24 protein-coding genes and 1 pseudogene are annotated in these 22,107 nt (G+C 57.1%); 9 read left to right on the top strand and 16 right to left on the bottom strand.

All coding sequences use genetic code 11. The annotated features are described in order from the left end of the window. A pseudogene (locus WKI84_RS10160) lies at positions 1–449 on the top strand (radical SAM protein); the annotation flags it as partial. A gap of 36 nt (positions 450–485) precedes the next feature. On the opposite strand, the gene WKI84_RS10155 reads toward WKI84_RS10160, so the two are convergent. Together WKI84_RS10155 and WKI84_RS10150 are read right to left on the bottom strand one after the other, a co-directional pair. After that, the gene (locus tag WKI84_RS10155) at positions 486–821 is read right to left on the bottom strand and encodes a hypothetical protein (protein WP_337863441.1); all 336 of its coding nucleotides are present in this window, start codon (positions 819–821) and stop codon (positions 486–488) included. 78 nt (positions 822–899) lie between these two features. Continuing rightward, positions 900–1,742: a ferredoxin--NADP reductase gene (locus tag WKI84_RS10150; protein WP_337863440.1), complete on the bottom strand. Its 843-nt coding sequence runs from the start codon at positions 1,740–1,742 to the stop codon at positions 900–902. A 131-nt stretch (positions 1,743–1,873) separates the two neighbouring features. Between WKI84_RS10150 and WKI84_RS10145 the strand changes: the two genes are divergently transcribed. Continuing rightward, positions 1,874–2,176, top strand: a complete 303-nt coding sequence (locus WKI84_RS10145; RefSeq protein WP_337863439.1) for a hypothetical protein — start codon at positions 1,874–1,876, stop codon at positions 2,174–2,176. 47 nt (positions 2,177–2,223) lie between these two features. On the opposite strand, the gene WKI84_RS10140 is transcribed toward WKI84_RS10145, so the two are convergent. The 7 genes from WKI84_RS10140 to WKI84_RS10110 form a co-directional block, all read right to left on the bottom strand. After that, complete coding sequence (locus WKI84_RS10140; protein WP_337863438.1) at positions 2,224–2,724, bottom strand: hypothetical protein; 501 nt, start codon at positions 2,722–2,724, stop codon at positions 2,224–2,226. 28 nt (positions 2,725–2,752) lie between these two features. After that, positions 2,753–3,622, bottom strand: a complete 870-nt coding sequence (locus WKI84_RS10135; RefSeq protein WP_337863437.1) for a fumarylacetoacetate hydrolase family protein — start codon at positions 3,620–3,622, stop codon at positions 2,753–2,755. 8 nt (positions 3,623–3,630) lie between these two features. Next, positions 3,631–5,391: a glutamate--tRNA ligase gene (gene gltX / locus WKI84_RS10130; RefSeq protein ID WP_337863436.1), complete on the bottom strand. Its 1,761-nt coding sequence runs from the start codon at positions 5,389–5,391 to the stop codon at positions 3,631–3,633. 4 nt (positions 5,392–5,395) lie between these two features. Further along, positions 5,396–6,409: a polyprenyl synthetase family protein gene (locus WKI84_RS10125; protein ID WP_337863435.1), complete on the bottom strand. Its 1,014-nt coding sequence runs from the start codon at positions 6,407–6,409 to the stop codon at positions 5,396–5,398. Continuing rightward, on the bottom strand, positions 6,406–7,506 hold the full coding sequence (gene fni / locus WKI84_RS10120) for a type 2 isopentenyl-diphosphate Delta-isomerase (RefSeq protein WP_337863434.1): 1,101 nt from the start codon (positions 7,504–7,506) through the stop codon (positions 6,406–6,408). Before fni ends, WKI84_RS10125 begins: the two co-directional genes overlap by 4 nt. Before the next feature lie 6 nt (positions 7,507–7,512). Next, complete coding sequence (locus WKI84_RS10115; RefSeq protein WP_337863433.1) at positions 7,513–8,298, bottom strand: isopentenyl phosphate kinase; 786 nt, start codon at positions 8,296–8,298, stop codon at positions 7,513–7,515. An 81-nt stretch (positions 8,299–8,379) separates the two neighbouring features. Continuing rightward, positions 8,380–8,721 (bottom strand): hypothetical protein, encoded by a 342-nt coding sequence (locus WKI84_RS10110; RefSeq protein WP_337863432.1) that lies wholly within the window; start codon positions 8,719–8,721, stop codon positions 8,380–8,382. 113 nt (positions 8,722–8,834) lie between these two features. Here WKI84_RS10110 and WKI84_RS10105 point away from each other — a divergent pair, with 113 nt between their 5' ends. The 5 genes from WKI84_RS10105 (at position 8,835) to trxB (ending at position 13,902) form a co-directional block, all read left to right on the top strand. Further along, positions 8,835–9,989, top strand: a complete 1,155-nt coding sequence (locus tag WKI84_RS10105; protein ID WP_337863431.1) for a tetratricopeptide repeat protein — start codon at positions 8,835–8,837, stop codon at positions 9,987–9,989. Between the two features lie 37 nt (positions 9,990–10,026). Then, entirely contained in the window at positions 10,027–11,058 is a 1,032-nt protein-coding gene (locus tag WKI84_RS10100) for a hypothetical protein (protein ID WP_337863430.1), read from the top strand. 79 nt (positions 11,059–11,137) lie between these two features. Next, a complete protein-coding gene (locus tag WKI84_RS10095) occupies positions 11,138–11,950 on the top strand; it encodes a sulfide-dependent adenosine diphosphate thiazole synthase (RefSeq protein ID WP_337863429.1) in 813 nt (270 codons plus the stop codon). A gap of 71 nt (positions 11,951–12,021) precedes the next feature. Next, positions 12,022–12,747 carry a DUF6775 family putative metallopeptidase gene (locus WKI84_RS10090; protein WP_337863428.1) on the top strand — a complete coding sequence of 242 codons (726 nt, stop codon included), beginning with the start codon at positions 12,022–12,024 and terminating at the stop codon, positions 12,745–12,747. Between the two features lie 132 nt (positions 12,748–12,879). After that, the gene (gene trxB, locus WKI84_RS10085) at positions 12,880–13,902 is read left to right on the top strand and encodes a thioredoxin-disulfide reductase (protein ID WP_337863427.1); all 1,023 of its coding nucleotides are present in this window, start codon (positions 12,880–12,882) and stop codon (positions 13,900–13,902) included. Positions 13,903–14,159: 257 nt separating this feature from the next. Here the strand turns inward: trxB and WKI84_RS10080 are convergent, their stop codons facing one another. From WKI84_RS10080 to WKI84_RS10055, 6 genes are all read right to left on the bottom strand, one after another. After that, the gene (locus WKI84_RS10080; protein ID WP_337863426.1) at positions 14,160–15,194 is read right to left on the bottom strand and encodes a cysteine synthase family protein; all 1,035 of its coding nucleotides are present in this window, start codon (positions 15,192–15,194) and stop codon (positions 14,160–14,162) included. Between the two features lie 5 nt (positions 15,195–15,199). After that, a complete protein-coding gene (locus tag WKI84_RS10075; protein WP_337863425.1) occupies positions 15,200–15,439 on the bottom strand; it encodes a sulfurtransferase TusA family protein in 240 nt (79 codons plus the stop codon). Positions 15,440–15,519: 80 nt separating this feature from the next. Beyond that, a complete protein-coding gene (gene cofE / locus WKI84_RS10070; protein WP_337863424.1) occupies positions 15,520–16,302 on the bottom strand; it encodes a coenzyme F420-0:L-glutamate ligase in 783 nt (260 codons plus the stop codon). 35 nt (positions 16,303–16,337) lie between these two features. Continuing rightward, complete coding sequence (gene serB / locus WKI84_RS10065) at positions 16,338–16,994, bottom strand: phosphoserine phosphatase SerB (RefSeq protein ID WP_337863423.1); 657 nt, start codon at positions 16,992–16,994, stop codon at positions 16,338–16,340. 55 nt (positions 16,995–17,049) lie between these two features. After that, positions 17,050–18,474, bottom strand: a complete 1,425-nt coding sequence (locus WKI84_RS10060) for a VWA domain-containing protein (RefSeq protein ID WP_337863422.1) — start codon at positions 18,472–18,474, stop codon at positions 17,050–17,052. Continuing rightward, complete coding sequence (locus tag WKI84_RS10055; protein ID WP_337863421.1) at positions 18,455–20,131, bottom strand: AAA family ATPase; 1,677 nt, start codon at positions 20,129–20,131, stop codon at positions 18,455–18,457. Before WKI84_RS10055 ends, WKI84_RS10060 begins: the two co-directional genes overlap by 20 nt. Before the next feature lie 391 nt (positions 20,132–20,522). Between WKI84_RS10055 and WKI84_RS10050 the strand changes: the two genes are divergently transcribed. Both WKI84_RS10050 and WKI84_RS10045 read left to right on the top strand, forming a co-directional pair. Continuing rightward, a complete protein-coding gene (locus WKI84_RS10050) occupies positions 20,523–21,161 on the top strand; it encodes a 30S ribosomal protein S13 (protein ID WP_337863420.1) in 639 nt (212 codons plus the stop codon). 16 nt (positions 21,162–21,177) lie between these two features. Continuing rightward, positions 21,178–21,681: a 30S ribosomal protein S4 gene (locus WKI84_RS10045; protein ID WP_337863419.1), complete on the top strand. Its 504-nt coding sequence runs from the start codon at positions 21,178–21,180 to the stop codon at positions 21,679–21,681. Between the two features lie 3 nt (positions 21,682–21,684). Here WKI84_RS10045 and WKI84_RS10040 read toward each other — a convergent pair. Then, positions 21,685–22,107 (bottom strand): hypothetical protein (locus WKI84_RS10040; protein WP_337863418.1); only part of this gene is annotated, 423 nt, incomplete at its 5' end.

The following is a 22,107-nucleotide window of genomic DNA, read 5'->3' as shown; positions in this document are numbered from 1 at the left end:
AGAACCACTGGTTCCCGGCGCTCACGCTCATCATCGGCTGGCCCGACGAGACGCCGGACGAGACACAGTACACAATCGACCTCATCGAGGATTTCAAGCAAACCAACATGCGCGGCATCGTGGCCCCGCTTCTCTACCAGGACTTTTCCGAGAAGAACTCGATGCACTTTGGCAACCTCAATGAGGCCCAGTTCACGCTGTTCTGGATGTGCTGGCAGCACAACCTGCGCGTGATTAACGACATCATACCAATAATCATCAGGAACAAGAGCTACGGGCCGGCCATGAAGGCGTTCATGGCAGTGCTCATCAAGGCAGGCACATGGGCCATAATGAAGTACCTGAAGGGGCTGTCAAAGGAGCTGTTCCACGGCCAGCTGCCAGAAGACATCATCGCCAGGTACACGAACAAGCGGTCGGTCACCGCCCCGCTGCCGAAAAAGCTGTAACAAAAAAGAAAAAAGAAAAAGAGTGACAGCGGCTTCTTATCTGCCGCCAGAGAGGCCCTTTATCGCCTCGTCTGCCAGCGTCGCCACCTTGGGCATGAGCACGATGAAATAGTTCCGGTCCGAGCGCTCCAGGGCAGGCACCATCCTGTACTTCTTTGTCGACACGTCAAACTCGACCAGCCCCGGCTCCAGCTTGCCCTTTGTATAGACCATCATCATCAGGTCGCCGGAGAGCGGGCTCAGCGGGATTATCGCAAACACATAGCCCTTGTACGAGCTTACCGGCATCACCTGCTTGCCGTAGGGCGCAACCGACACGAGGTAGAGAAAAACGTCCTCCACCGAATCAAACTCCTCATATTCAAATTTCATATGACAGATGGTGCTCTTGATCTGAAATAAAAGGGTTGTTTAGAAAAGAGAAGAAAGAAAGGAAAAAGAGAGAAAGAGCTAGCCGTACGACTCGAACTTGATGTCGTACGACCCGTCCTTGCGCTTGTTGCGCTCGGTGACAAACCCCTTGGGTATCAGGTAGTCCAGAGCGCCGTCGACCGTGCCCTGCCAGCCGCATATGTAGAAGGAGGTGTTCTCTGGCGTGACCTTTTCGCCGACCAGCTCTTCAAGCGGCGACAGATCCTTGCCGGCCTTTGGCCGCAGGAACGACTCGACCCTGCCCTTCTGCCCGTTCCAGGTCCTGTTGAACCACTCCTGGGGGCGCGAGACGCTTGCGCGGTAGCGAAAGTTCCACTTGTCCCTGCCCTTGTCCAGGCTCTCCTCCTCAAGCGACGTGAGCAGGTCGCGGTAGCCAAGCTCGTCCACGTACGACGCGCCGTGCAGGACCACTATCTCGCGCTTGCTCTGCTGGGCGTGCAGGTGCAGAGAGTACGAGACAAACGGAGCAAGCCCCGTCCCGCCGCCGATGAGCACCATGCGGCGGTTGTCAGGGGTGCCGTCGTGCATCTTTTCGTTTATAGTGAAAATGCCTGTCGGCTTGACCCAGAGGATGTCGTCACCCTCCTTCATGTTGAACAGCTGTGTGGTCAGCCTGCCCGGCACCGGCTTTCTGACCCAGCGTATATAGAGCTCCCAGTGCTTTTTCTGCTCAGGGGGCGATGCTATGGAATAAGCGCGCCTGATTATCTTGCCCTCCGACGGCACGTGGGTGCCGATGGTAAGGAACTGGCCGGCCTTGAAATCCGGGATCTGGCCGTTCTCGGGAGTGATCTTGAATACGGCAAGGTCCTCCTTGATTATCTGGAGGTAGGTTATCTTGCCCTTATTGTCAACTACCATACAACTGGCAAGCTTGTGACTTGTATAATAAATACATTATTACACGTTCTTGGGTATGAATCAGTAGGACGGCAATTGCCGCAATTATAAAATGAGGTCTTTGGGAAGGAAACAGCGGCGTACATATACACATGGTGGCTGGCAGATGGTTCAAGAATGAGGACAAAGATAAGGGCGACGACATCGACGAGCTGAACAACACGATAAACGAGCAGAGCGACGAGGCGCGCAAGCTGGCCGGGCGCTTTGAAAAGGCCATGAACGAGTTTGCCACCGACAGGTCGCTTGAGACCTGCCTCGACGCCCTCAACATCGCGATCCAGCTTGCAAACATCCGCTTCAAAGTCGCGCGTTCGTGGGAGCACTATGCAAGGACGCTCGAAGGAGAGGTGGCGCGCCTGTCCCGCCAATCTGGCGGCAATAAGCAACAATGACTCTAGGCCATAGATAGAAAACGCGCGCCGCTCAACGAATCGGTCAGTCAGTCCGATGGCACCGGCACGGGCGCGGACAGCTGCTTGAAATCATCGTACAGCGCGTGCGCCGACCTGCCGTTGAGGAACAGGAGATACAGCCCCTCGCCCATCAGGTTCTCAAGGGCCACGCTCACCTCCTCTATCCGGACCATCGGAAAATAAGAGAGCGAGTCAGTCACAAGCGCCAGAGAGGCGCGGTCGTGGTTGTCGATCACGTCAAACAGTATCGACTCTAGCGACCCAAAAAACGCCATGTCGAACCTGTCGATCCGGGGGCGCATCACGGTGGCTATGGTTTCAAGCTCGCTTGAGCCGACCAGGGGCGACACAAAGTTGTGGTGGCCGGCAAACGCGACGCCGTGCTCGAGGCTGGAATAGTCGTTTGCGAGGAAAAACTCTTCGCACGCCTTTACCAGCTGGTCCTCTGTCAGCCAGCTGCCAGGCCCCCTGCCTTCGTTCATGCGTGCAAAGAACGTCCTTGCCGCCACCATGCGCGTTTTGTTCATCTGATGATGGCATTCCTAATGCAGGGCATCACTGAAAAACTATGCGGTGCCTTATGGTGCCGAGCTTTTCTATCGTGATCTCCACCACGTCGCCGTTCTTCAGGTAACGCGGCTCTTTCATCGACATAGCCACGCCGGCGGGGGTGCCTGTCGAGATGATGTCGCCGGCCTCAAGCGTCATGGTCCTGCTGAGCGCCGAGATTATCCGGCGTATCGAGAGCACCATGTTGCTTGAAGGCGAGTTCTGGCGTATCTCGCCGTTCACCTTGGTCGTTATCATCAGGTTCTGCGGGTCGGCTATCTCGTCCTTGGTCGTTACCCACGGGCCGCAGGGGGCAAAGGTGTCCATGCCCTTGCCGCGCGTGAACTGCTTGTCCTTGAACTGGACGTCGCGCGCAGAAACGTCGTGGAATATCATGTAGCCAAACACGCAGTCAAGCGCGTCCTCTTCAGAGATTTTTTTCGTGTTCTTGCCTATCACCACTGCAAGCTCGGCCTCGTAGTCGAGCCGGGTGACAAACGACGGGCATATCACGTCCTGGAACGGCCTGTTCAGGGCCGTCCGGGGCTTCATGAATATCACCGGCTCGTCTGACGGCGTAAGGCCGGCGTCTCTTGCATGATCGTAATAGTTGAACGCAAGGCAGACTATCTTGGGCGGGTTTGGGATCGGCACTAGCAGCTCGCTTTCTTCCACCTTGTGCGAAAACTTTAGGCGGTCCTTTTGCTTGCGCACCTCGTCGAGCCAGCCCTTGAACATAAAGTCCTTTATGCTTGGCGGGACCGGGATGCCGGTCTGCTCCTGAATCTCTTGCCGCGTTACCAGGCGCTTGCCGTCGTCTGAAACCAGGGCGTACGTCTCTTTGACCTTGGGATCGTTTATTCTCGCTATCTTCATTTTCTTGCTTACCTGTGCGTCAATATCGCGATATTGTCGCCACCTTCATCTATCCTGCAGAACCCGAACCTGACGAACTGTACCCTTGCGTCTGGTTTCAGAGTAGACACGAAGGATTCTGCGCCACCCGAAGCTATCTCCAGGCTGTTCGTGTTGTACCTGTCGCCTATGTACAGTTCCTTTGGAATCATAACCTTGAAATCAACTATATCATCTTTTGCAATCCACTGGATCTTTTGCATCGACTGGCGGATTTCGTCGCCGCCCATCGACGCCCGTATCAGCGAGACGTTCCCGTCGTTCTTTTCTATTCGCTCGATTTTGACGTTGTACAGCTCTATCAGGCGGATCTCGTCGCCCTCCTTTGCAGCCCTGGCGTCGTCGCCAGAGATATAGACTGCGCCGCCCACGCGTACCTGGCGCGAGCCCAGCGACGCGTCGGTCGGGTGGTTCTTGAGCGTGACCTGCATCTCTCTGGCACCGGCTATCTCTACCAGAACAGGATCGCGCACAAAGAACAGCCTCATCGACATCGGATCAATTATCTTGCGGTTGAACGCCTCAAGCGATTCAAAAGGCGGCTTGGTCTCGGCAAGGGTGATGCCAAGCGAGAGCACGAACTTGCGGATGGCCTCCGGCACAAATCCCCTCCTCCTGAATGCAGACAGAGTCGGAAGCCGCGGGTCGTCCCAGCTCTTTATGGTGCCGTCGTCTATGAGCGGCCGGATCTTTCTCTTTGACACCGGCACGCCCTCAAACTCGAGTCGCGAGAACTCGATCATGGCCGGCTTGCGCAGCGAAAGCCGGTCAAGGATTGCGAAATAGAGCGCGTTGCGAAGCTCGTACTCCTTGGTCCTCATGGCGTGGGTCACACCGTCGAGGCTGTCCTCCACGGGCGCGGCAAAGTCGTACGTTGGCCAGATACGAATCCTGCTGCCAAGCAGCGGGTGCTCGCCTTCTATGATTCTGAAAAGCGTGGGGTCGCGCATGGCAGTGTTCTGGTCGGCCATGTCGCCTTTGAACCTGATTATGGCCTCGTTCTGCCCGTACGAGCCGGAGAACAGCCTGCCAAGCCGGTCCTGCTGGTCGACTGCAGGGTCTCTGCACTCGCACGGCAGGCCCTTGCCGCGCAGGTCGTGGATTTTTTCCTGGCTGCAGGTACACACGTACGCGCCTCCAAGCGCTACCAGCTTTTTGCCATAGTCGTGCAGGATGTTTATGTCGTCTGAGGTGTTTTTCACAACGTCCGGCTTTACGCCAAGCCACGCAAGCCCCTCGCGGATTGCTTCATAGTATTCCAGCTTTTCCTTGAGCGGGTTGGTGTCGTCAAAGCGCAGTATCAGCCTGCCGCCGTACATGCGCGCGTACTCTTCGTCGATTATCGCTGCCTTGGCGTGGCCTATGTGCGGGTAGCCGTTTGGCTCCGGAGGAAAGCGTGTCACGACCTGCCCCATCACGGCGCCTTCAAGCGGCGGCAGCGGCGGCTTTTCCTGGGCTGCTGCCTGCTTTTTTGCTGCTGCAGCTGCCTCCAGTTCTCCAGGCGCAAGCTCTTCAAGCATCGACCTCTGCGCGTCCTGGGAGAGGGCGTTTACCGCCTGCACGGCAGCCCTGACATCAGGCATCATCGGCTTGATCTGGGCGCGCACGTCCGGCCGAGACCCTATCAGCTTTGAGACGACTGCGTCGAACTGGGCCTTGCCTGCGTGGTCAAGCGCGTTCTTTAGCGCTATAGTCCTGACCAGCTTTTCAATGTCTTCTGGCAGCGGCAAGTTGCTATAGACTCCTGCCCACGATAAAGTCGGCGGCAAACTGGAGCGAGTCCCGGGCAGGCCGGCCGCCGTATCCGGCAAGCGACTCTAGCGCACGGGCCATGTGCTGCCTGGCCGCGTTGCGCACGTCTTCGTCGACTCCCACGTCAGAGACCACCCGCACCGCGTCGCGGATCTCCTGCGCAGACGCGGTCCTGGACCCGAACACCTTCATCAGCCTGTCCTTGTCGTCGCCCTTTGCCTTGCGCAGCGCAAGCAGTATCGGGAGCGTCTTTTTGCCCTCCCTTATGTCGTTTCCGGCCGCCTTGCCCGTCACCTTGGGGTCGCCTACCGCCCCTATCAGGTCGTCCACTAGCTGGAACGCCACGCCCACGTGCCGGCCAAAAGAGGAGAGGTTCTCGACATCCTTGCCCGAATGGTCCGGAGCAGAGAGGGCGCCAAGCGCGCACGACACCTCAAAGAGGGCGGCGGTCTTTTTGCCTATCATCTCTATGTATTGCGACTCGCTTGGGAATTTCGTATTGGAAGCAAAATCAATGTCGGTCACCTGGCCTTCGCATATCACGGTGCAGGCGTTTGCCAGCCGGCCCACCATTTCAGTTATGGCGCTGTCGGGGATGCCGGCCTTCCTGCCGCTGTACGACAAAAGTTCGAACGCCTTTGAAAAGAGCACGTCGCCTCCCAGGATGGCAAGCGGCAGCCCGAACTTGTGGTGGACGGTGGGCACGCCGTGGCGCATCTCGTCGTTGTCCATGATGTCGTCGTGAACCAGCGTAAAGTTGTGCACGAGCTCGACTGCGCCGGCCGCAGGCAGCGCCCTCTTGATGTCGCCGCCGAGGAGCTCGCAGCCCTTTATGACCATGAACGGCCGCAGGCGCTTGCCTCCAGACCGGATATAGTGCGACGACGCCTGGTACAGCGCCTTTGGCCTGCCGTCCAGGTTTGAAATCAGAAACTCGTTGACCGCAGAGGCGCATGACTCTAGCTCGCTCTTTTTCATGCTGCCGGATGTCTTCATGTGCGGTTGTTGACCTCCTGTGCTAAAGCTCCTGTCAATATATACCTTGAGCTGGCAAGCGCGCCCACGTTCCTGGCGCCCACCAGGAACATGGCGCCCTTTAGCTCCGTAAGGAGCGTGTCGGCAAACGCAAAGAGCGACTCCCTTGACTGGGAGGCGGCTTTCAAAAAGGGGTAGGCCATCGCTGCCATGCTTGCGCCAAGCGCGATGCACTTGGCAACTTCAAGGCCGTTGCGCAGGCCGCCCGAGGCGATGAGCGGCAGTTTCACGGCACGGCGCGTTTCGATGAGGCTTGCAGCAGTCGGTATGCCCCAGTCCCAGAACAGATCTCCCAGATGGGCCTTGGCGGCGTCCTTGACCATGTCTGCGCGCACCTTTTCAACACCGGCCCAGCTCGTCCCGCCCGAGCCGGCCACGTTTATCGCAGAGACGCCGGCCATCTCCAGCCTGATTGCCACCCCTCTTGATATGCCGGCCCCCACCTCCTTGACTATCACTGGCACGTCCATGTTGCGGACAAGCTCTGCTATTTTTGCAAGCACGCCGGCGTACCGTGGCTCGCCTTCCGGCTGTACAAGTTCCTGCAAAGGGTTCAGGTGGACCACCAGCGCGTCTGCGCCTATCATCTTCACTATCTTCCTTGCGTCGTCTATCGAGAGCCCCTTTGCCAGCTGCGCGCCCCCGATGTTGGCTATCAGAAAGGCGCTTGGCGCGTTCTTCCTTGCCACCGAGTAGGTGGCCGCAAGCTCCTCGCTCTTGAGCCCTGCGCGCTGGCTCCCAAGGCCCATCCCAAAGCCGTACTTCTGGGCCAGCTCGCCGAGCCTGCCGTTTATCACGGTGGCCTCGTCAGTCCCGCCGGTCATCGAGTCGATTATTACCGGCGCCGAGAACTTTTTGCCAAGAAACGTGGTCGAAAGGTCGATGTCGTCATAGTCTATTTCTGGCAGCGCGTTGTGGACAAGCCGGACGTATTCCAGGTACGTCGAAGCCGTGCGGGCCTGCACGTCCTTTTGCAGGGGAATGTCTATCCCGTCCTTTTTGCGCTGCTTTATTATCTCGATGTCGGCAGAGTGCGTGTCTGAAGGGTCCGGCGGCAACTGTTGCTATTTGCGCCCCCTTATCACGGTGCCGACCGGCGCCTTGCCCGCAGCGGCCTGGGCTATCCTTTCAGGCACGAGCCCGTTTACAAGCACGACATCCATACCCATTGATGCAATCTTAAATGCTTCCCTTACTTTCCTCTGCATCCCGCCTGTCACGTCGGCCACCACCCCTGCGCCGGACTTGAAATCAACCTGCCTTCTTTTGCTGCTGCCCTGGCGCAGCTCGGGCACGAGCTCTTTTGTTTCCATGTCCCTGTAGATGCCGTCGACGTTGGTGGCAAAGACGACCCTTGACGGGCGCAGCGATTTGGCAAGCATGGACATCAGCGCGTCGCCGGACAGTATTGAATACTTTCTGCCGCCCATGTGGACCACATCGCCGAATGTGACAGGCACCATCTTGTTTTGGGCCATCACCGCCAGCTCTTTTATCCTGGCCGCCATTGGCCTGTGGCCGGCGGCGTACGCGGGAGGCGCGACAGCGTAGGGGTTTGCCCCCGCCTTTATCATGGAATTGACTATAATCTGGTTGAGCGCCACCATAGACTCGTGCACGACTGCGACGCCGTGCGGGTCGTAAGGCGCCGGCCTGGTGTGCATGTCGTATTTCACAGACCAGTAGTGGCCAAAAGAGCCCCCGCCGTGCACCACGATGAGCGGCATGCCGATGCCGGCCAGCGCCTTTGCCATGCCCTCTATTGCGCCGGTGTTTGCGGCAAGCGGCCTGTCCTTGTGCGTGATGACAGAGCCTCCGAGCTTGACAAGCGCCAGCCCCTTATTCTTCATTTGTTTAGAACCGTAATCTGCAAAAGTGATTTAAAGTTATGTTATTTGCTTTTTTCTCCCTTTCTATCTTTCTTTTTTATTTCAGGTGATGTGGCTTGGCTGCTGCTGATTGTGCTGCTGCCTGTCTGCAGGCAGGCTTGCTCCTCCTCCTATTATGCTGCTGCCGGTCACCTGTGACTTGGGGATGGTGAATTTCTTGTCAGGCGGTATGACGTACACCTTGACAGACGTGTTGACCGCATAGTGCGCGCTCCCGTCCGGGTTGCGGTAGTTTGTCGCAACGCCGGCGCGCTCGATTGCCACCTTGACCTTTACCACGGCCCCGTCTTCCAGTTTGAAAGACACCGTGTCGTCGCCCTGGCTTGCGTGATCGAGCATGCGAAATTCCACCCTGCCGCTGCCGCCTCCGTCGCTTTCTGACATCTCTCTCTACATAACAGAGAGCATGCATAGGGTATAAATACAAAGCACCGCTTGCAGGCACAATTCTATGCATATCATAATCTATTTATCTTCGAAAAGGGGCATCTAGATCAATGGGCAGGTTCTTTGGAAAGGGCAAGAGCAACAATAACGACGATGACGATGAAAAAAACAATGATGCCCCTTCCGATGTATCCGTTTCTGCTGAGGAACGCCGAGATTACACCGACGCCGATTTTCAAAAGCGCGACCTGTTCAAAAAGGGCATCAACCACATGTCAAACGACAAGATGCTCGACGCCATACGCAGCTTCGAGCTGGCCCTCAGGATAGACCCGCAGTACGTGGATGCGTGGGTAAAGAAAGGCTATGCTCATTTTCATCTGGGCGAGTACACGGTGGCTACCAGCTCCTACGACAGGGCGCTTGAAATCGACGTCAACAACGCAGAGGCGTGGAACCTCAAGGGCCTTGCCTACTACAAGCTAAAGAACTACGAAAAAGCGATAGAATGCTGCGAAAAGTCCATAGACATCGACCCGAACGACGGCATGGCGTGGTACAACCTGGCATGCTACCAGACGCTTTCAGGCAAGGTCGACGAGGGGCTTGAGGCACTAAAGCGCTCAATAGAGATAGACATTGCAAACGCCAGAAAAGCCGTCAAGGACCGCGACTTTGAAAACGCCCGCGCCGAAGAAGGGTTCCGCAGGATAATCGAAGTCGTCGTGCTCGAGTCGATAAGGCAGGGCTACGACTATGTGGGAAAAATAGTCTGGGTGACAGGCATCGACAAAGTTGAAGTCGAGGATGCAATAATGCGCCTGTCCATGAAAGGGCTCTTGACCAGGCGCGAAAAGCGCAACATCACCGGCCTTGAAGAATACTACGAGCTCACAAAGGACATTGCAGATAAAGTGGGCGTCACGAAAAAGGTCGGCCTCTTTGGCAAAAAGGAAGTGTCTGCGCCCATGCAGCAGCTCAAGGACATCAGCGAGGTACTTGGCAGGGCCAAGGACGCCGTCGAGCGGGGAGACCTGGAAGGCACCAAGCAGGCTTTTGAGGAGCTGATAAACCCTGCCAAGCACGGCAGCGCCATGATAGAGCAGTTTTTCGACGAGCACCGCGACCTGCGCCTGGCGCAGATACGCCTGCGCGACAAGGGCCAAGAATACCTCAACGCCAACAAGTCGGCGCTGTCCGAGATGATAACCAGGATAGACATGCGGGTGCGGCAGGGCCCCGTGACCAAGCCAGCAAAAGATTAAATCCTAACGCCCTCTTTGCGTTCCTAGAAAGATAGCAATGGCAGGAGAGATCAAGGTTGCCGTGGTAGGGGTAGGCAACGTGGGCGCGACGTTTGTCCAGGGCGTGGAATACTATAGCAACGGCAAGAACACGGTCGGCCTGTGGCACCAGAAGGTCGCCGGCTTCAAGCCATCGAGCGTGAAAATAGTCGCGGCTTTTGACATTAACCCTGCCAAGGTGGGCAAGCCCCTTTCGCAGGTCGTCGCAGAGGGCGCAAAAAAATACTGCGATGTTTCTTCCAAGGTTATCGTTAACCCGGGCATCCTGCTTGATCCTTATGATAGCAATGATGGGGGTTCCAAGCCTGTCGCAGCTCCGGCCGCAGAGTTTGCCAAGACGCTAAAGAGCTCGGGCGCGACTGTCGTCCTGAACCTCATCTCGTCTGGCATGGACAAGAGCTCTGCCGAGTACGCCAAGGCGGCGCTGGCTGCCGGCGCGGCGTTTGTGAACGCGACCCCTGCCAGGATAGCGAATTCTGCGCTGGCGGCCAAGTTTGCGCAAAAGAGGCTTGTGCTTGCAGGCGACGACCTGCTGAGCCAGTTTGGCGGCACGGCCTTCCACAAGGGCATGATTGACTTTATGGTGGAGCGGGGCGTCCACGTGTCAAAATCGTACCAGCTCGACGTGGGCGGCAGCGAGGAGACCAGGAGGACGATGGACGAGCGCATCAAGATGTTAAAGAGGGGCATGAAGACGGGCTCGATAGGCATGGAGGCGCCGTACAGGTTCGAGTCGGTGGCAGGGACGACGGAATACACCGACTTTTTGGGCGACTCGCGCAACAGCTATTACTGGATGTCAAGCGACGGGTTTCTGGGGAGCAAGATAATCATGGACCTGACGCTTCGTACAAGCGACGGGGCAAACGCCGGCAACGTCCTTCTCGATGTCGTGAGGGCCGCAAAGGCAAAGGGCAACGTCAGGAAGATCACGGAGGCGATAAACGCCTACGGCTTTAAAAAGCCGCCAAAGGGTGCCAAGATCCGCAAGGCATACGCCGACTTTGTAGAGATGTTTGCCCCCCCATAGCAGGCTGTCTTTCTTTCCCCCTCTCCCTTTTGGTTTTTCGCTGATAATCTATTAATACCCTGCCGGGGCAGCTACCCTCATGGCCAAGATATTCTCCGACGCAAGCGAGAAAGAGATTACGCGAACGATTGCCCAGATGTTTGGCGAGACCATGAACGAGTTTGTCGATTCCGACGTCATAATCATAGGCGCAGGTCCCGCCGGCCTGAGCGCAGGCAGGGACCTTGCCAAGGCAGGAGTCAGGACGCTGATCGTGGAGCAGAACAACTATATCGGCGGCGGGTACTGGGTCGGGGGCTACATGATGAACCCGGTCACAGTCAGGGCGCCGGCGCAAAAGGTCTGGGACGAGCTTGGAGTGCCGTACCGCAAGATTTCAGACGGGCTGTACGCGGCGTGGGGCCCGCACGCATGCTCAAAGCTGATAGCCGCGGCGTGCGACGCAGGCGTGCGCTTTTTGCAGCTCACCAAATTTGACGACCTTGTGCTGAAGAACAAGCGCGTCGCAGGCGTGGTGGTGAACTGGATGCCGGTCTCGGCCCTGCCAAGGAACATCACGTGCGTCGACCCGGTAGCACTGGAGAGCAAGATAGTGATCGATGCTTCTGGCCACGACTCGGTCGCAGTCAAGCGCCTGATGGACCGCGGTTACGTAAAGTGGAAGGGCATGGATCCGATGTGGGTGGAAGGAAGCGAGGACAACGTCGTCAACTTTACAGGCGAGGTCTTTCCGGGGCTGATTGCGGCAGGCATGTCAGTCACAGAGACGCACGGCCTCCCGAGGATGGGCCCCACCTTTGGCGCGATGCTCTTCTCCGGCAGAAAGGCTGCAGAAGTGGCGCTCGGCAAGCTGAAGGAGATGCCAAACCCGCCAAAACTGAAGGCAAAGTAAAGTAAAGTAAAATATCCTCTCTTTCCCTTTTCTTTTTTGTAATCGCACAATTGCCGCAGGATTTTCGCACCGTGCATTTTTACCGTCACGACTCGCTCCCAGCTATCGGGCGCGTCGTCGACGCGGTGGTGCAGGTATTTCCTTCCTGCACCATAGACACCAGAGAGCCGTTCCCCATTCCAGATAGGACGATAGAGGCGGCAAGGATTTCCGACACAAGGCAGCCGTTTGAGCGCCAGCCCGCAGAACACGAGGACTTTGACCTTTACGGCTGCAGGGTGGCCCTCTATGACGGGTACGAGCTGCAGAGGCTGCTTGCCCGGGGCATAAGTGACAATGACGGTGGCGACGTGCACATCATCTTTACCGACCTGCTTGCCTGCACGTTTTCAGAGGACGACTGGCGCTACCACGCAAGGACTGTCATCTGCGGTACGCCTTCCATAATATCCACGGCAGGCATCGTCGAGGCGCCGGCCAAGCCCCGGGAATTCTACATGCAGCAGCCGTCGTTTGCAAGCGTTGGATCGCTAAAGCGCAGGTACGCCGGCAGGTTCATAGACTATGGCGACGCCGAGATGATGGCCGGCGCCGCAGCAGGATACGCGCTGCAGGCGCTCTTTTTCTTCCTGACAGGCGGCGAGCCGTTCTGCGACGACGACTCGTGCAGGCTGTTCAACGCCCACTGGCAGGAGGACGTGATACGCACGCAGGTTGAAAACCCCATGCTTTGCTTAAAACACAGGGCCCTTGCCAAGAAATTCAACCGCCGGCTGGCAGGCAAGGTGGAGATTTGACTTGGCGCTCCGGGCGTTGCAATTTATCTACTGCAACCGCGGTTTTGTTGCAAATAATGCGAAAAAGGGAGCGTGCAAAAGTTGCCCGAACGGATTATTAAGAGGTCACGGGCTGTTGTCAGCTGACCGAGTTTGGCCGGAGAGGAAGAATCCAGCAGCAACAGCAGCAGGCAGACTCATTATGATGTCATAATCATCGGATCGGGACCGGCGGGCTACACGGCAGGCGTCTATACGTCCAGGGCCAAGCTGTCGGTCCTCGTAATCTCCGGCACGCTCCCCGGCGGCCAGCTGATGACTACAAGCGAGGTCGAAAACTATCCGGGCTTTCCAAGCGGCATTTTCGGCCCGGAGCTGATGATGAACATGCGCCAGCAGGCCGAGCGGTTTGGGGCAGTCATCGTCGACGACGAGGTCATACAGGTCGATTTCAAAAAGAGGCCGTTCAAGGTCACCACCCACGCAGAGACTTTTGACTCTGAGGCAGTCATCATATGCACGGGCGCTTCGCCCCGCAAGCTCGGACTGAAATCAGAGCAAGAGTTTGGGGGCAGGGGCGTGTCGTACTGCGCCACGTGCGACGGCCCCTTCTTCAAGGGCGAGGACATTGTGGTCGTGGGCGGAGGCGACACGGCGCTTGAAGAGGCCACGTTCCTCACCAAGTTCGGCAGATCCGTCAAAATAGTCCACAGGCGCGACACGCTTGCGGCAAGCAAGATAATGCAGGAAAAGGCGCTTTCAAACCCCAAGATAGAGTTCCTCTGGAACAGCGTCGTTTCTGACATCAAGGGCGACAAAAAGGTGGCAAGCGTGCTGGTAAGGGACGTCAAGAGCAACAAGGTGACCACGCTCAAGGCAGGTGGGCTCTTTGTGGCAATAGGCCACGAGCCCAACACCTCCATCTTCAAGGGCCAGGTCGAGCTTGACGACAGGGGCTACATCGTGCTAAAGGAGCACACAAAGACGAGCGTCGACGGCGTGTTTGCGGCCGGCGACGTGCACGACCACAGGTACAGGCAGGCCATCACCGCCGCAGGCTTTGGCTGCATGGCGGCGATCGATGTCGAAAGGTGGCTGTCGGAGAAAAAAGCAGTCGCCACGTCGGACTCGAGCTCGTACCGCTACATGACGGGCGCAGAGAGCGGTAGAAACTAGCGCCGCGCACGCAATAGCGGCAGGAAATATTATCAGCAGCCGCAGGTACTGCCCCGCCAGGTCATCCCGGTCGTCCATCGGCCCTTTGGCATACGCTTCTGGCAGAAGAATAGAGGCGACTGCGCTCAACATAACCAGGCTAATGATGGCGGCTACTAGAACGGCAGGTGGCATCTGATTGCCATCATATCCTGCAGCCAAAGATACGGCTGGCAGCCATAAAGGCATGCAGGAATGCGATTCCAGCCTCTCTGCTTTTAGAGGCTGTAGGCCAGCTTGGACATGTGCTTGGCGTTCTTTAGAGCATTGTTGTACTGCTGCTCGGTAAAGACGCCCTCCCTGACGAACAGGCTCTTGAACTTGCGGCCGTCGTCTGCAAATATGCCCACTATTACGCCGCTGTCTATCTTCTCGGCAGTCTTGATCATCGAGGTCATGACAGAGCCGGACGACGGCCCGACGAGCAGGCCCTCCTTCTCTGCAAGCAGGCGGACGGCGTCAAACGAGTCCTTGTTGGTCGCAGTCATCCATTCGTCTACCACGGACTGGCGCTTTTTGAAAAGCTCTGGCATGGCCGACTCTTCAAAGTTCCTCAAGCCCTGCAACAGGTGGTTCTTTTGCGCCTGCACCGCTATCACGCGTATGTTCTTGTTCTGCTCCTTCAGGTACGTGGCAGTGCCCGTTATCGTCCCGCCGGTGCCGCAGCCCGTCAGGAAATGAGTGACTGTACCGTTTGTCTGCTTCCAGATCTCGGGCCCCGTGCTTTCATAGTGGGCCATAAAGTTGGCGTCGTTCTCGTACTGGTTTGGCATGTAGTAAATGTCAGGCCTCGGCTTTGATATTGCCTTGGCAAGGGCGATGCTCTGGTCGGTGCCGGCGCCTACGCGGGGGCACAGGTCGTCTGAAGTCTCGTGCAGGGTGGCGCCGAGGTGCCGCAAAATGTCTTTCGTCTCCTCGCTCACCTTTTCAGGTATCACTATTTCCACCTTGTAGCCGAGCGCGGTGGCGATGCCTGTCAGGGCTATGCCGGTGTTGCCCGACGTGGGCTCGATGATGATGCTCCTGTCCTTCTTTAGTATGCCGCGCTTTTCAGCGTCTTTTACCATCCAGTACGCGGCGCGGTCCTTTACCGACCCGAACGGGTTGTGCCACTCCAGCTTGGCGAACAGCCTGACGTTCTTGGTCGAAAACGACTTTAACTCTACAAGCGGCGTCTGCCCTATGCGCTTGACGACGTCCGGGCTTGCGACTGCTGCTGCGGCTGTTGTTGACGATGATGACGATGGTGTCATTTTGTTTATTTCGCCTTCTTGATTACAAACTCGAGATCCTTGTCGCTCTTGTTTATCGCCAAGAGCTCGTGGCCGTTGCGCTTGACCCACCGGGAAATGTCCTCTTCAGACTCGGGGTCGTCGGCGACTATTTTCAGGACATCGCCGATCTTTAGGCGCTCGATCTCCATCTTGGTGCGGAATACCGGCTCGGGGCAGTACAGTCCCCTTACGTCGATGGACTTGGTAGCATTGCTGGTACTCATGCGAACGTGATAGATTGACAACGGCGTTATATTAAGTCTATTGCACCTCTGCAAGGGTGTTTTTAGGGATGTTGCAGGCATCATAATCGTCGCTTGCCGGGCCGAAAGAGGTCGCGCTCTTTGTTGCGGACAAGCGTTTTTGACGATGCCCCGGCATCTCTTTCATACGGGTAGCCCCTCACTATAGCCGCAGGCACGCCTGCGGCCTTGCCCATCACAAGCTCCGCAGCCGACGCTATCTCGTCTGCGACTGCTATCTCTGTCACCCGCAGCTTTTTGCCAAACATGTCCTTCTTGCCGATATAGCTCTTTATCGGTCTGATGCCTGCGATGCCGACTGCGACGTTTATCTGGCCCTCCCTGAACGGCCGGCCAAACGTGTCGGTTATGATCACTGCGATCTCGACGCCTTGCCGTGCAAACGCCCTCTTTATCTCCCTTGCAGACCTGTCAGGGTCGACAGGCAGCAGGACGGCCGAGTCGTCGGCGTCGAGGTTGCTCTGGTCCACGCCGGAATTGGCGCACACAAAGCCGTGGCGCGTCTCGGTGATGATTATCCCGTTCTTTACCAAGACGACCTCCCTTGCATCCCGCAGTATGAGCTCTACCACCCGCGGGTCCTTTTGCAACTTTTTGGCAAGGCGCAGGGCCCGGGCAGACGGCCTCACCGTCGCAAGGTCGACCACCCGCCCTTCTGCCTTGGACACCACCTTTTGCGCGACGACCAGTATGTCGCCGTTTCTGACTCTGTTAGTGTCATCGTCATCATCACTGGCAGCATTGGCAGAAGAGAAAAGGGCGCGCGCAAGGTCGTCGCCCTTGCCAACGTCGCCCTTGACGCGCACAGGGATTATCTGGATCAATCAGCACCAATCACTCTTGGCAGCGGCTAGAAAAACTAGCTGCTGCTCGCCGCAAGGACTGCCTTGCCGAACTTTTTCTCCAGCAGGTGCAAAAGCAGGCTCAGGTCGCGGCGCTCGATGGTGTCGTCTGCACGCTCCTTGACTATCTCGACCGGGCAAAAGCCGACCGTATAGCCGGCAAGCGCAAACAGCTTTAGGTCGTTTGCGCCGTCGACTACGACCACAGTGTCCTCCTTCTTTATCCCCCAGTCCTTGAGCGTCGAGCGTATCGCAGCCGCCTTGTCCGATGTCACGTGGAGTTTCACGTCGTCCAGCTTGCCGTCCTTGAAGACCAGCTCGTTTGAAAATATCCTGTCTATCCCAAGGTCTGCCTTCAGCCGGTCGGTGATTATCGTAAAGCCGCCGGACACGGCAATCATCTTCCACCCCGCCTTTTTCAGCGCGGTGCACAGCTCCTTGGCGCCGGGCATTATCGGCAGGTTCTCGGCTATCTCTTTGGCCTTCTGGTAGTCTATGCCGCGCAGCGCGTGGACCCGCTTTACCAGCCCTTCCTCCCAGTTGATGTCGCCCCTGATGCCGGCCTTGGTGATGTCCCATATCTCGCGCTCTTTCTCCGGGCCCAAGAGCGACGCAAGCACCGGCAGGTATTCTGCGTCGAGCAGGACTCCCTCCACATCAAAAACGGCCAGCATTTTCCGTTGCTTACTCACCCAAAGCACCTCTGCCTCTTAATATAAGGTTTGTCTGTCAGACAGAAGAGCGCGCCCTCAACGTCTGCTGCTTTTTGTTGCTCAAATAGTCGGTGAGGAGCACCTTGTCAATGTCTGCAGGGTTGATGTAGTACGACCTGCCCTTTACGTACCGCTCCATCTCGTTCACGTAGCCAAGCAGCGAGTCCTCCTCGCTTATCATTATGGTGTCTATCTCGATGTTCTTTGCCCGCACCTTCTTGGCTTCCGTTATGGTACGGTCGCCTATGTACTGGTCGACCTGCCTGTAGCGGTAGCAGAGGTAGACGAGCTCGCCCGACGCGATGTCGAGGTCCATGCTCTGGTTCTCTTTTACCGTGTCGATTGTGGCCTTGTCAGGCGTGTAAAAGTGCGAGTAGGGGCGCTGCGACAGGATCTTGCTCTGCTCGCCCTTGTCGTCGATAAAGCAGGCGCTTGGGTGGCCGTCTGTGACGAGCACGATGCGCCTGTTCTCTGCGCCGTCCTTTTGCAAAATGCGGCTTGCGAGCCGAAACGCCGCCTGGTAGTTTGTATAGTGCAAAAAGTCGGAGCCGGGTTCAAACGTCTTCAGGTAGGGGATGTCCTGCGGCAGCACCTTTGACGCAAGCGCGCCAAAGCCCACGATGTAGACGGAATCTGAAGGAAAGAACTTTTTGTTCAGCAGGTATAAACTCCAGAGCGCCCTCTTGGCCGCCTCCATTCTGCTCATGTCTCCAAACATGGTCGAGTAGCGCATGGTCGAGCTCAGGTCGATGCAGTAGACGACTGCCACGCGCACGTCCTGCATTGTTTCATATTCTTCAAAGTCCTCCACGTCTATCTGCAATGGGACTTTGATCTCCTTTCCGCCCTTGGAGCTCCTCTGGATGGTGTTCAGGAGCGACTTGGGCACGTTTAGGAGCCGGATGTCGTCGCCCGGCTCGTACTTTTTGCTCGTGTCAAGGACGAGCGAGCCGGAGCCATAGTCGCGCGTCTCGTGCATGCCATAGTCGCCGGCCTTGAGCGCCTTCATGACATCCTGCAGTATCTTGCCGCCAATGTCGGCAAAGCCCTTGCTTGAGAGCCACTTGGGCGAGTCCTTCAGGTACCCTTTCTGCACAAGCTGCTTTACAAGCGGCATCCCGTCTTCTGCGTCGTCTTGGGTTTCTTTGCCTGCCGCCTGGCGCTGCTGTTTTCTTTCCTTTTCTTCTTCAGACATGGATGATGCCATCGCGCTCTGCAGCGCCTGCTCCAGCTCCTGGAGGGTCGGCGTCTTTTCCCGCAGGGCTTCCCTGCCTGCAGCTTTTAGCAGCCTGTCAAGGACATCCCTGGGCATGTCGCGGCTCTGCTGCCCCTGCTGTTGTTGTTGCTGCTGTTGCTGCTGGTCCTGGTCCAGTGCAAAGTAGACGTATTTCTTGCTGCCTGCTGTTACTTTGCTGCTACTACTATTGCTGGGCGAGGCCATAGCTGTTTTCCTTTTTGTCAAGGAGCGGAGGCTGGATGTGGCGCAGTCCCTCAAGTATCACTTCTGTCACCGATGCCGTAAATTCGCCGTTCAGGTCCTGCGTGATAGAGATGATGTCGGTGCGCACGCCAAGGGCCTTTGCGCGCTCGGCAAGCGCCTTTTGCTCTTCTTTCATTGCAGAGGCAGTATCGTTCACGGCCTGCCTGAGGGCAGGGAATTTTGACAGCTGCGATTCATAGTCAGAGTCACCCTTTTTGCCATTGCTGCCGCCGCCACCTCCTGGGAGCGCCTGCGACACCTGGAACGCCTTGTTCTTGGCAAACTCGTTCTTCATTTTTGCTATCTGCTCCGGCGCTATCGCAGAGACGTACCCAAGCGACACCTCCTTGAGCACCTCGCTGATGACAGAGTCGAGCAGGTTCCGGCGGTTCTCCCGGGTGTCCTCCATCTCGGCCAGCTCGAACTTGGACGACTGGTGTATGCAGTGCATGTCGCAAAAGCGCGGGACTGCCTTGACTCCAAGGGTTATCGAGCGGGTGCGCTCGGCCTCGCCCACCATCATCTCCATCGAGTGGACGGACATCCTGACAGACACGCCCTTGTCATGGTTCACGTCCTTGTGGTTGCGCGTCGCCTGGGTCACCCCGGCTATGGTCCTGACCATGAACGACGGCAAAAAGACGTTCTTGCTGTCTGCAATGCGGGCCTCCTGGACGGTAATGAGCATCTCGTCCTCGACCGTCCTTGGATAGTGGGTGTCGACGTGGCTCTTGAGCCTGTCAAAGAGCGGCTCGATTATCTTGCCAGAGTGGGTATAGTCTATCGGGTTTGCAGTGGCGATTATTTTTACGTCGGGCCTGAACACGACTGGGTAGGCGCCTGTCGTAAAGCGGCCTTCCTGGAGCACGCTCAGGAGCGACACCTGCTTTCTTGGGTCGAGCACGGGCAGCTCGTCTATGCACAGTATGCCGTGGCGGGCCTGCAAGAGCTGGCCTGCCGAGTACGACTCCATGCTGTACAGTTCCACTCCTTTTTTGGCTATCTTTATCGCGTCTATCTGGCCCACCAAATCCTTGACAGAAATATCAGGCGTTGAAAGGATGTACTTGAAGCGGTCTGCGCCAGAGATCCAGTCTATCTTTGTCTCCAGCTTGTCTTGCCGGATAATGTCCTCGCACTCTCTTGACACGGTGAACTCTGGGGCGGTGCGGATGACTTCTTTGTCTGAAAGGAGGGCGATCATGTGGTCTTCGGGGATCGATGTCGGCATGTCGTTTGTGACCGTCCCCCTGACGACAGGTATTGGAGACAGCAGGTTGTGGGCGATGGCCTCTGCCAGCTTGGTCTTGGCCTGCCCTATCTGGCCTACAAGCAGTATGTCATGGCCTGAAAGTATCGCGCGGTTGACCGCCGGCACGACATCGTCGTCGTAGCCTATGATGCCCGGATATGGATGCTCACCGGCCTTGAGCTTGGCCACCAGGTTGCCGCGAAGCTGCTCCTCCACCGTCACGTGCTTGTAGTTTATCTTGAGCAGGTCTCCAAGCGTCCTGATGTCCTTGTAATCTTCCGGGACTCCGGGCATGACCTCGGTGTACTTGGGCTTTGAGCTGTAGGAGCGGCGGACAAGGTCCTCTGTTTTATTGCTGGCACTCATATTGCGCGACAGAACACAAGTGGGCGTTACAGGAAATTTAAAGATACTCTTCTCTTTTTTATCCTAGTGGTTTTCCATTGCCAGCTCGAACTGGCGCTGGCATTCCTCTATCGCAAGCTCTTCTTCTGTCTTGGGCTTGCGCACCACCAGCTTGACTGCGTCGTTCTTGGTCATCGTTTTCGTTCGATATACCAGAACAGGCTCTGTTTATAACGTTTTACATGAAGCAAAGCGCACCTGTCGTTGAAAGATTTTTACAAAACGGCCCCAAACGCATCATAATCAGGAGGTTGGAAAAGCTGGCAGGCGCGTTTGTTGAAGATATTGCATGTTTTTCTGGCCTGAGACCCCAGCATGGTTTTTATTGCCGTCTCTATGCCTTCAACTTGATTTGTCCGCTTCGGAGTACAAGCACATACTCAGAATCGCCGGAAAGGACGTTGAGGGCAGCAAGAAATTGCTAGTTGCCCTCAGCGAAATCAAGGGCGTAGGTTACAATTATGCGCAGGTGTTAACGCAGTCGCTCAACGTGAACCCGAACATGAGGGTGGGCTTTTTGAACGACAGCGAGATCCGCGAGATAGAGCAGGCCATCGCCAACCCGACCAAGTTCGGCGTTCCGGAATGGTACCTCAACAGGAAGAAGGACATGGACGTGGGCACGACTCGCCACCTCATCACCTCTGATCTCGATTTTGCGATAGGCAACGACGTTGACCGCGAAAAGACGGTCATGAGCTGGAGGGGCTACCGCCACATGTTCGGCCTCAGGGTCAGGGGCCAGCGCACCAGGACCACGGGCAGAAAGGGCGGAGCAGTAGGAGTAAAGAAGGTCAAGGCGATGCCAGGCGCGGCTCCGGCGGCAGCTGGAGGCGCGGCGGCACCGGCAGCGGCTCCAGCAGGAGCAGCGGCGGCAAAGCCAGCAGCTGGCGGCGCGGCGGCAGCGGCAGCTGGCGGCGCCAAGCCTGCAACGGCGCCGGCAGGAGCGGCCAAGCCGGCGGCAGGGGCAAAGGAGCCGGCCAAAAAGTAGAAAGGAGATGGCATGAATGGGAGATCCTCGTAAATCACGCAAACTGTTCCACCGCCCGAGAAGGATCTGGTCTACAGACCAGCTCTCAGGCGAGCTTTACATTATGGGTTCCTACGGCCTGAGGAACAAGCGCGAGCTCTGGAAGGCCCAGACCGAGATGGCAAGGATCAGGAACCAGGCACGCGCTCTCCTCGCGCTGCCGACCGAGGTGCGCGCCGAGAAAGAAAAGCGCCTGCTGAACTTTTTGCTCAGGATAGGTCTCGTAAAGGAAGGCGCCACGCTCGACGACATCCTTGGCCTCAAGGTCGAGGACCTGCTTGAGCGCAGGTTGCAGACCATCGTGATGAAAAAGATGGGTGCCAAGTCGCCCTACCAGGCAAGGCAGACCGTCAGCCACGGCCACGTCTCGATAGGCAACAGGAAGGTCAATATCCCCGGCTACATCGTCAGGAAAGACGAAGAGGCCGCCATACTGGTCCACATCGAGGCGCCAACCGAAGCCGCGGCGCCGGCCAGTTAACTGCTAGCTGACAACATCCACGTGGTCTATTTTCCCGTCGGCGTCCATGTCAAAGCCCTGGACGACCAGGGCCCATTCTTCTTCCTTGCCCCTGAACCTCTTTAGCACGTCTTCCCCATAGTTTGTGAGCGCAATTACTGCCGACTTGGTGCCGGCCGATCTCACGCCTGCCACCACGACCACGCTCGACGACGTGTCGTAGGGGTTGCGTATCCTTGCGATGAGGCCGTGGTTGTCAGAGCTGTAGCGCTTGCCGGACCCGTCTACCAGCCCCGACCAGAAGTTGGCCTCGTCAAAGCGTATCGGCAGGTAGCGGTTCAGTTCAGCGGTGACTATATTGGTGCCGGGTCCGCCTATCGAGATTATGTTGGTTCCGCCGCCAAGCGCCTTTTCCGCCTTGGCGTCCACGTCCAGCTTTACTATAAA

The sequence above is a fragment of the Nitrososphaera sp. genome (assembly GCF_037447015.1).
In the GTDB taxonomy this organism is placed as follows: Archaea; Thermoproteota; Nitrososphaeria; order Nitrososphaerales; family Nitrososphaeraceae; genus Nitrososphaera.
Note: the sequence above shows the minus strand (reverse complement) of the source record. Positions and strands in the feature narration are given on the sequence as shown.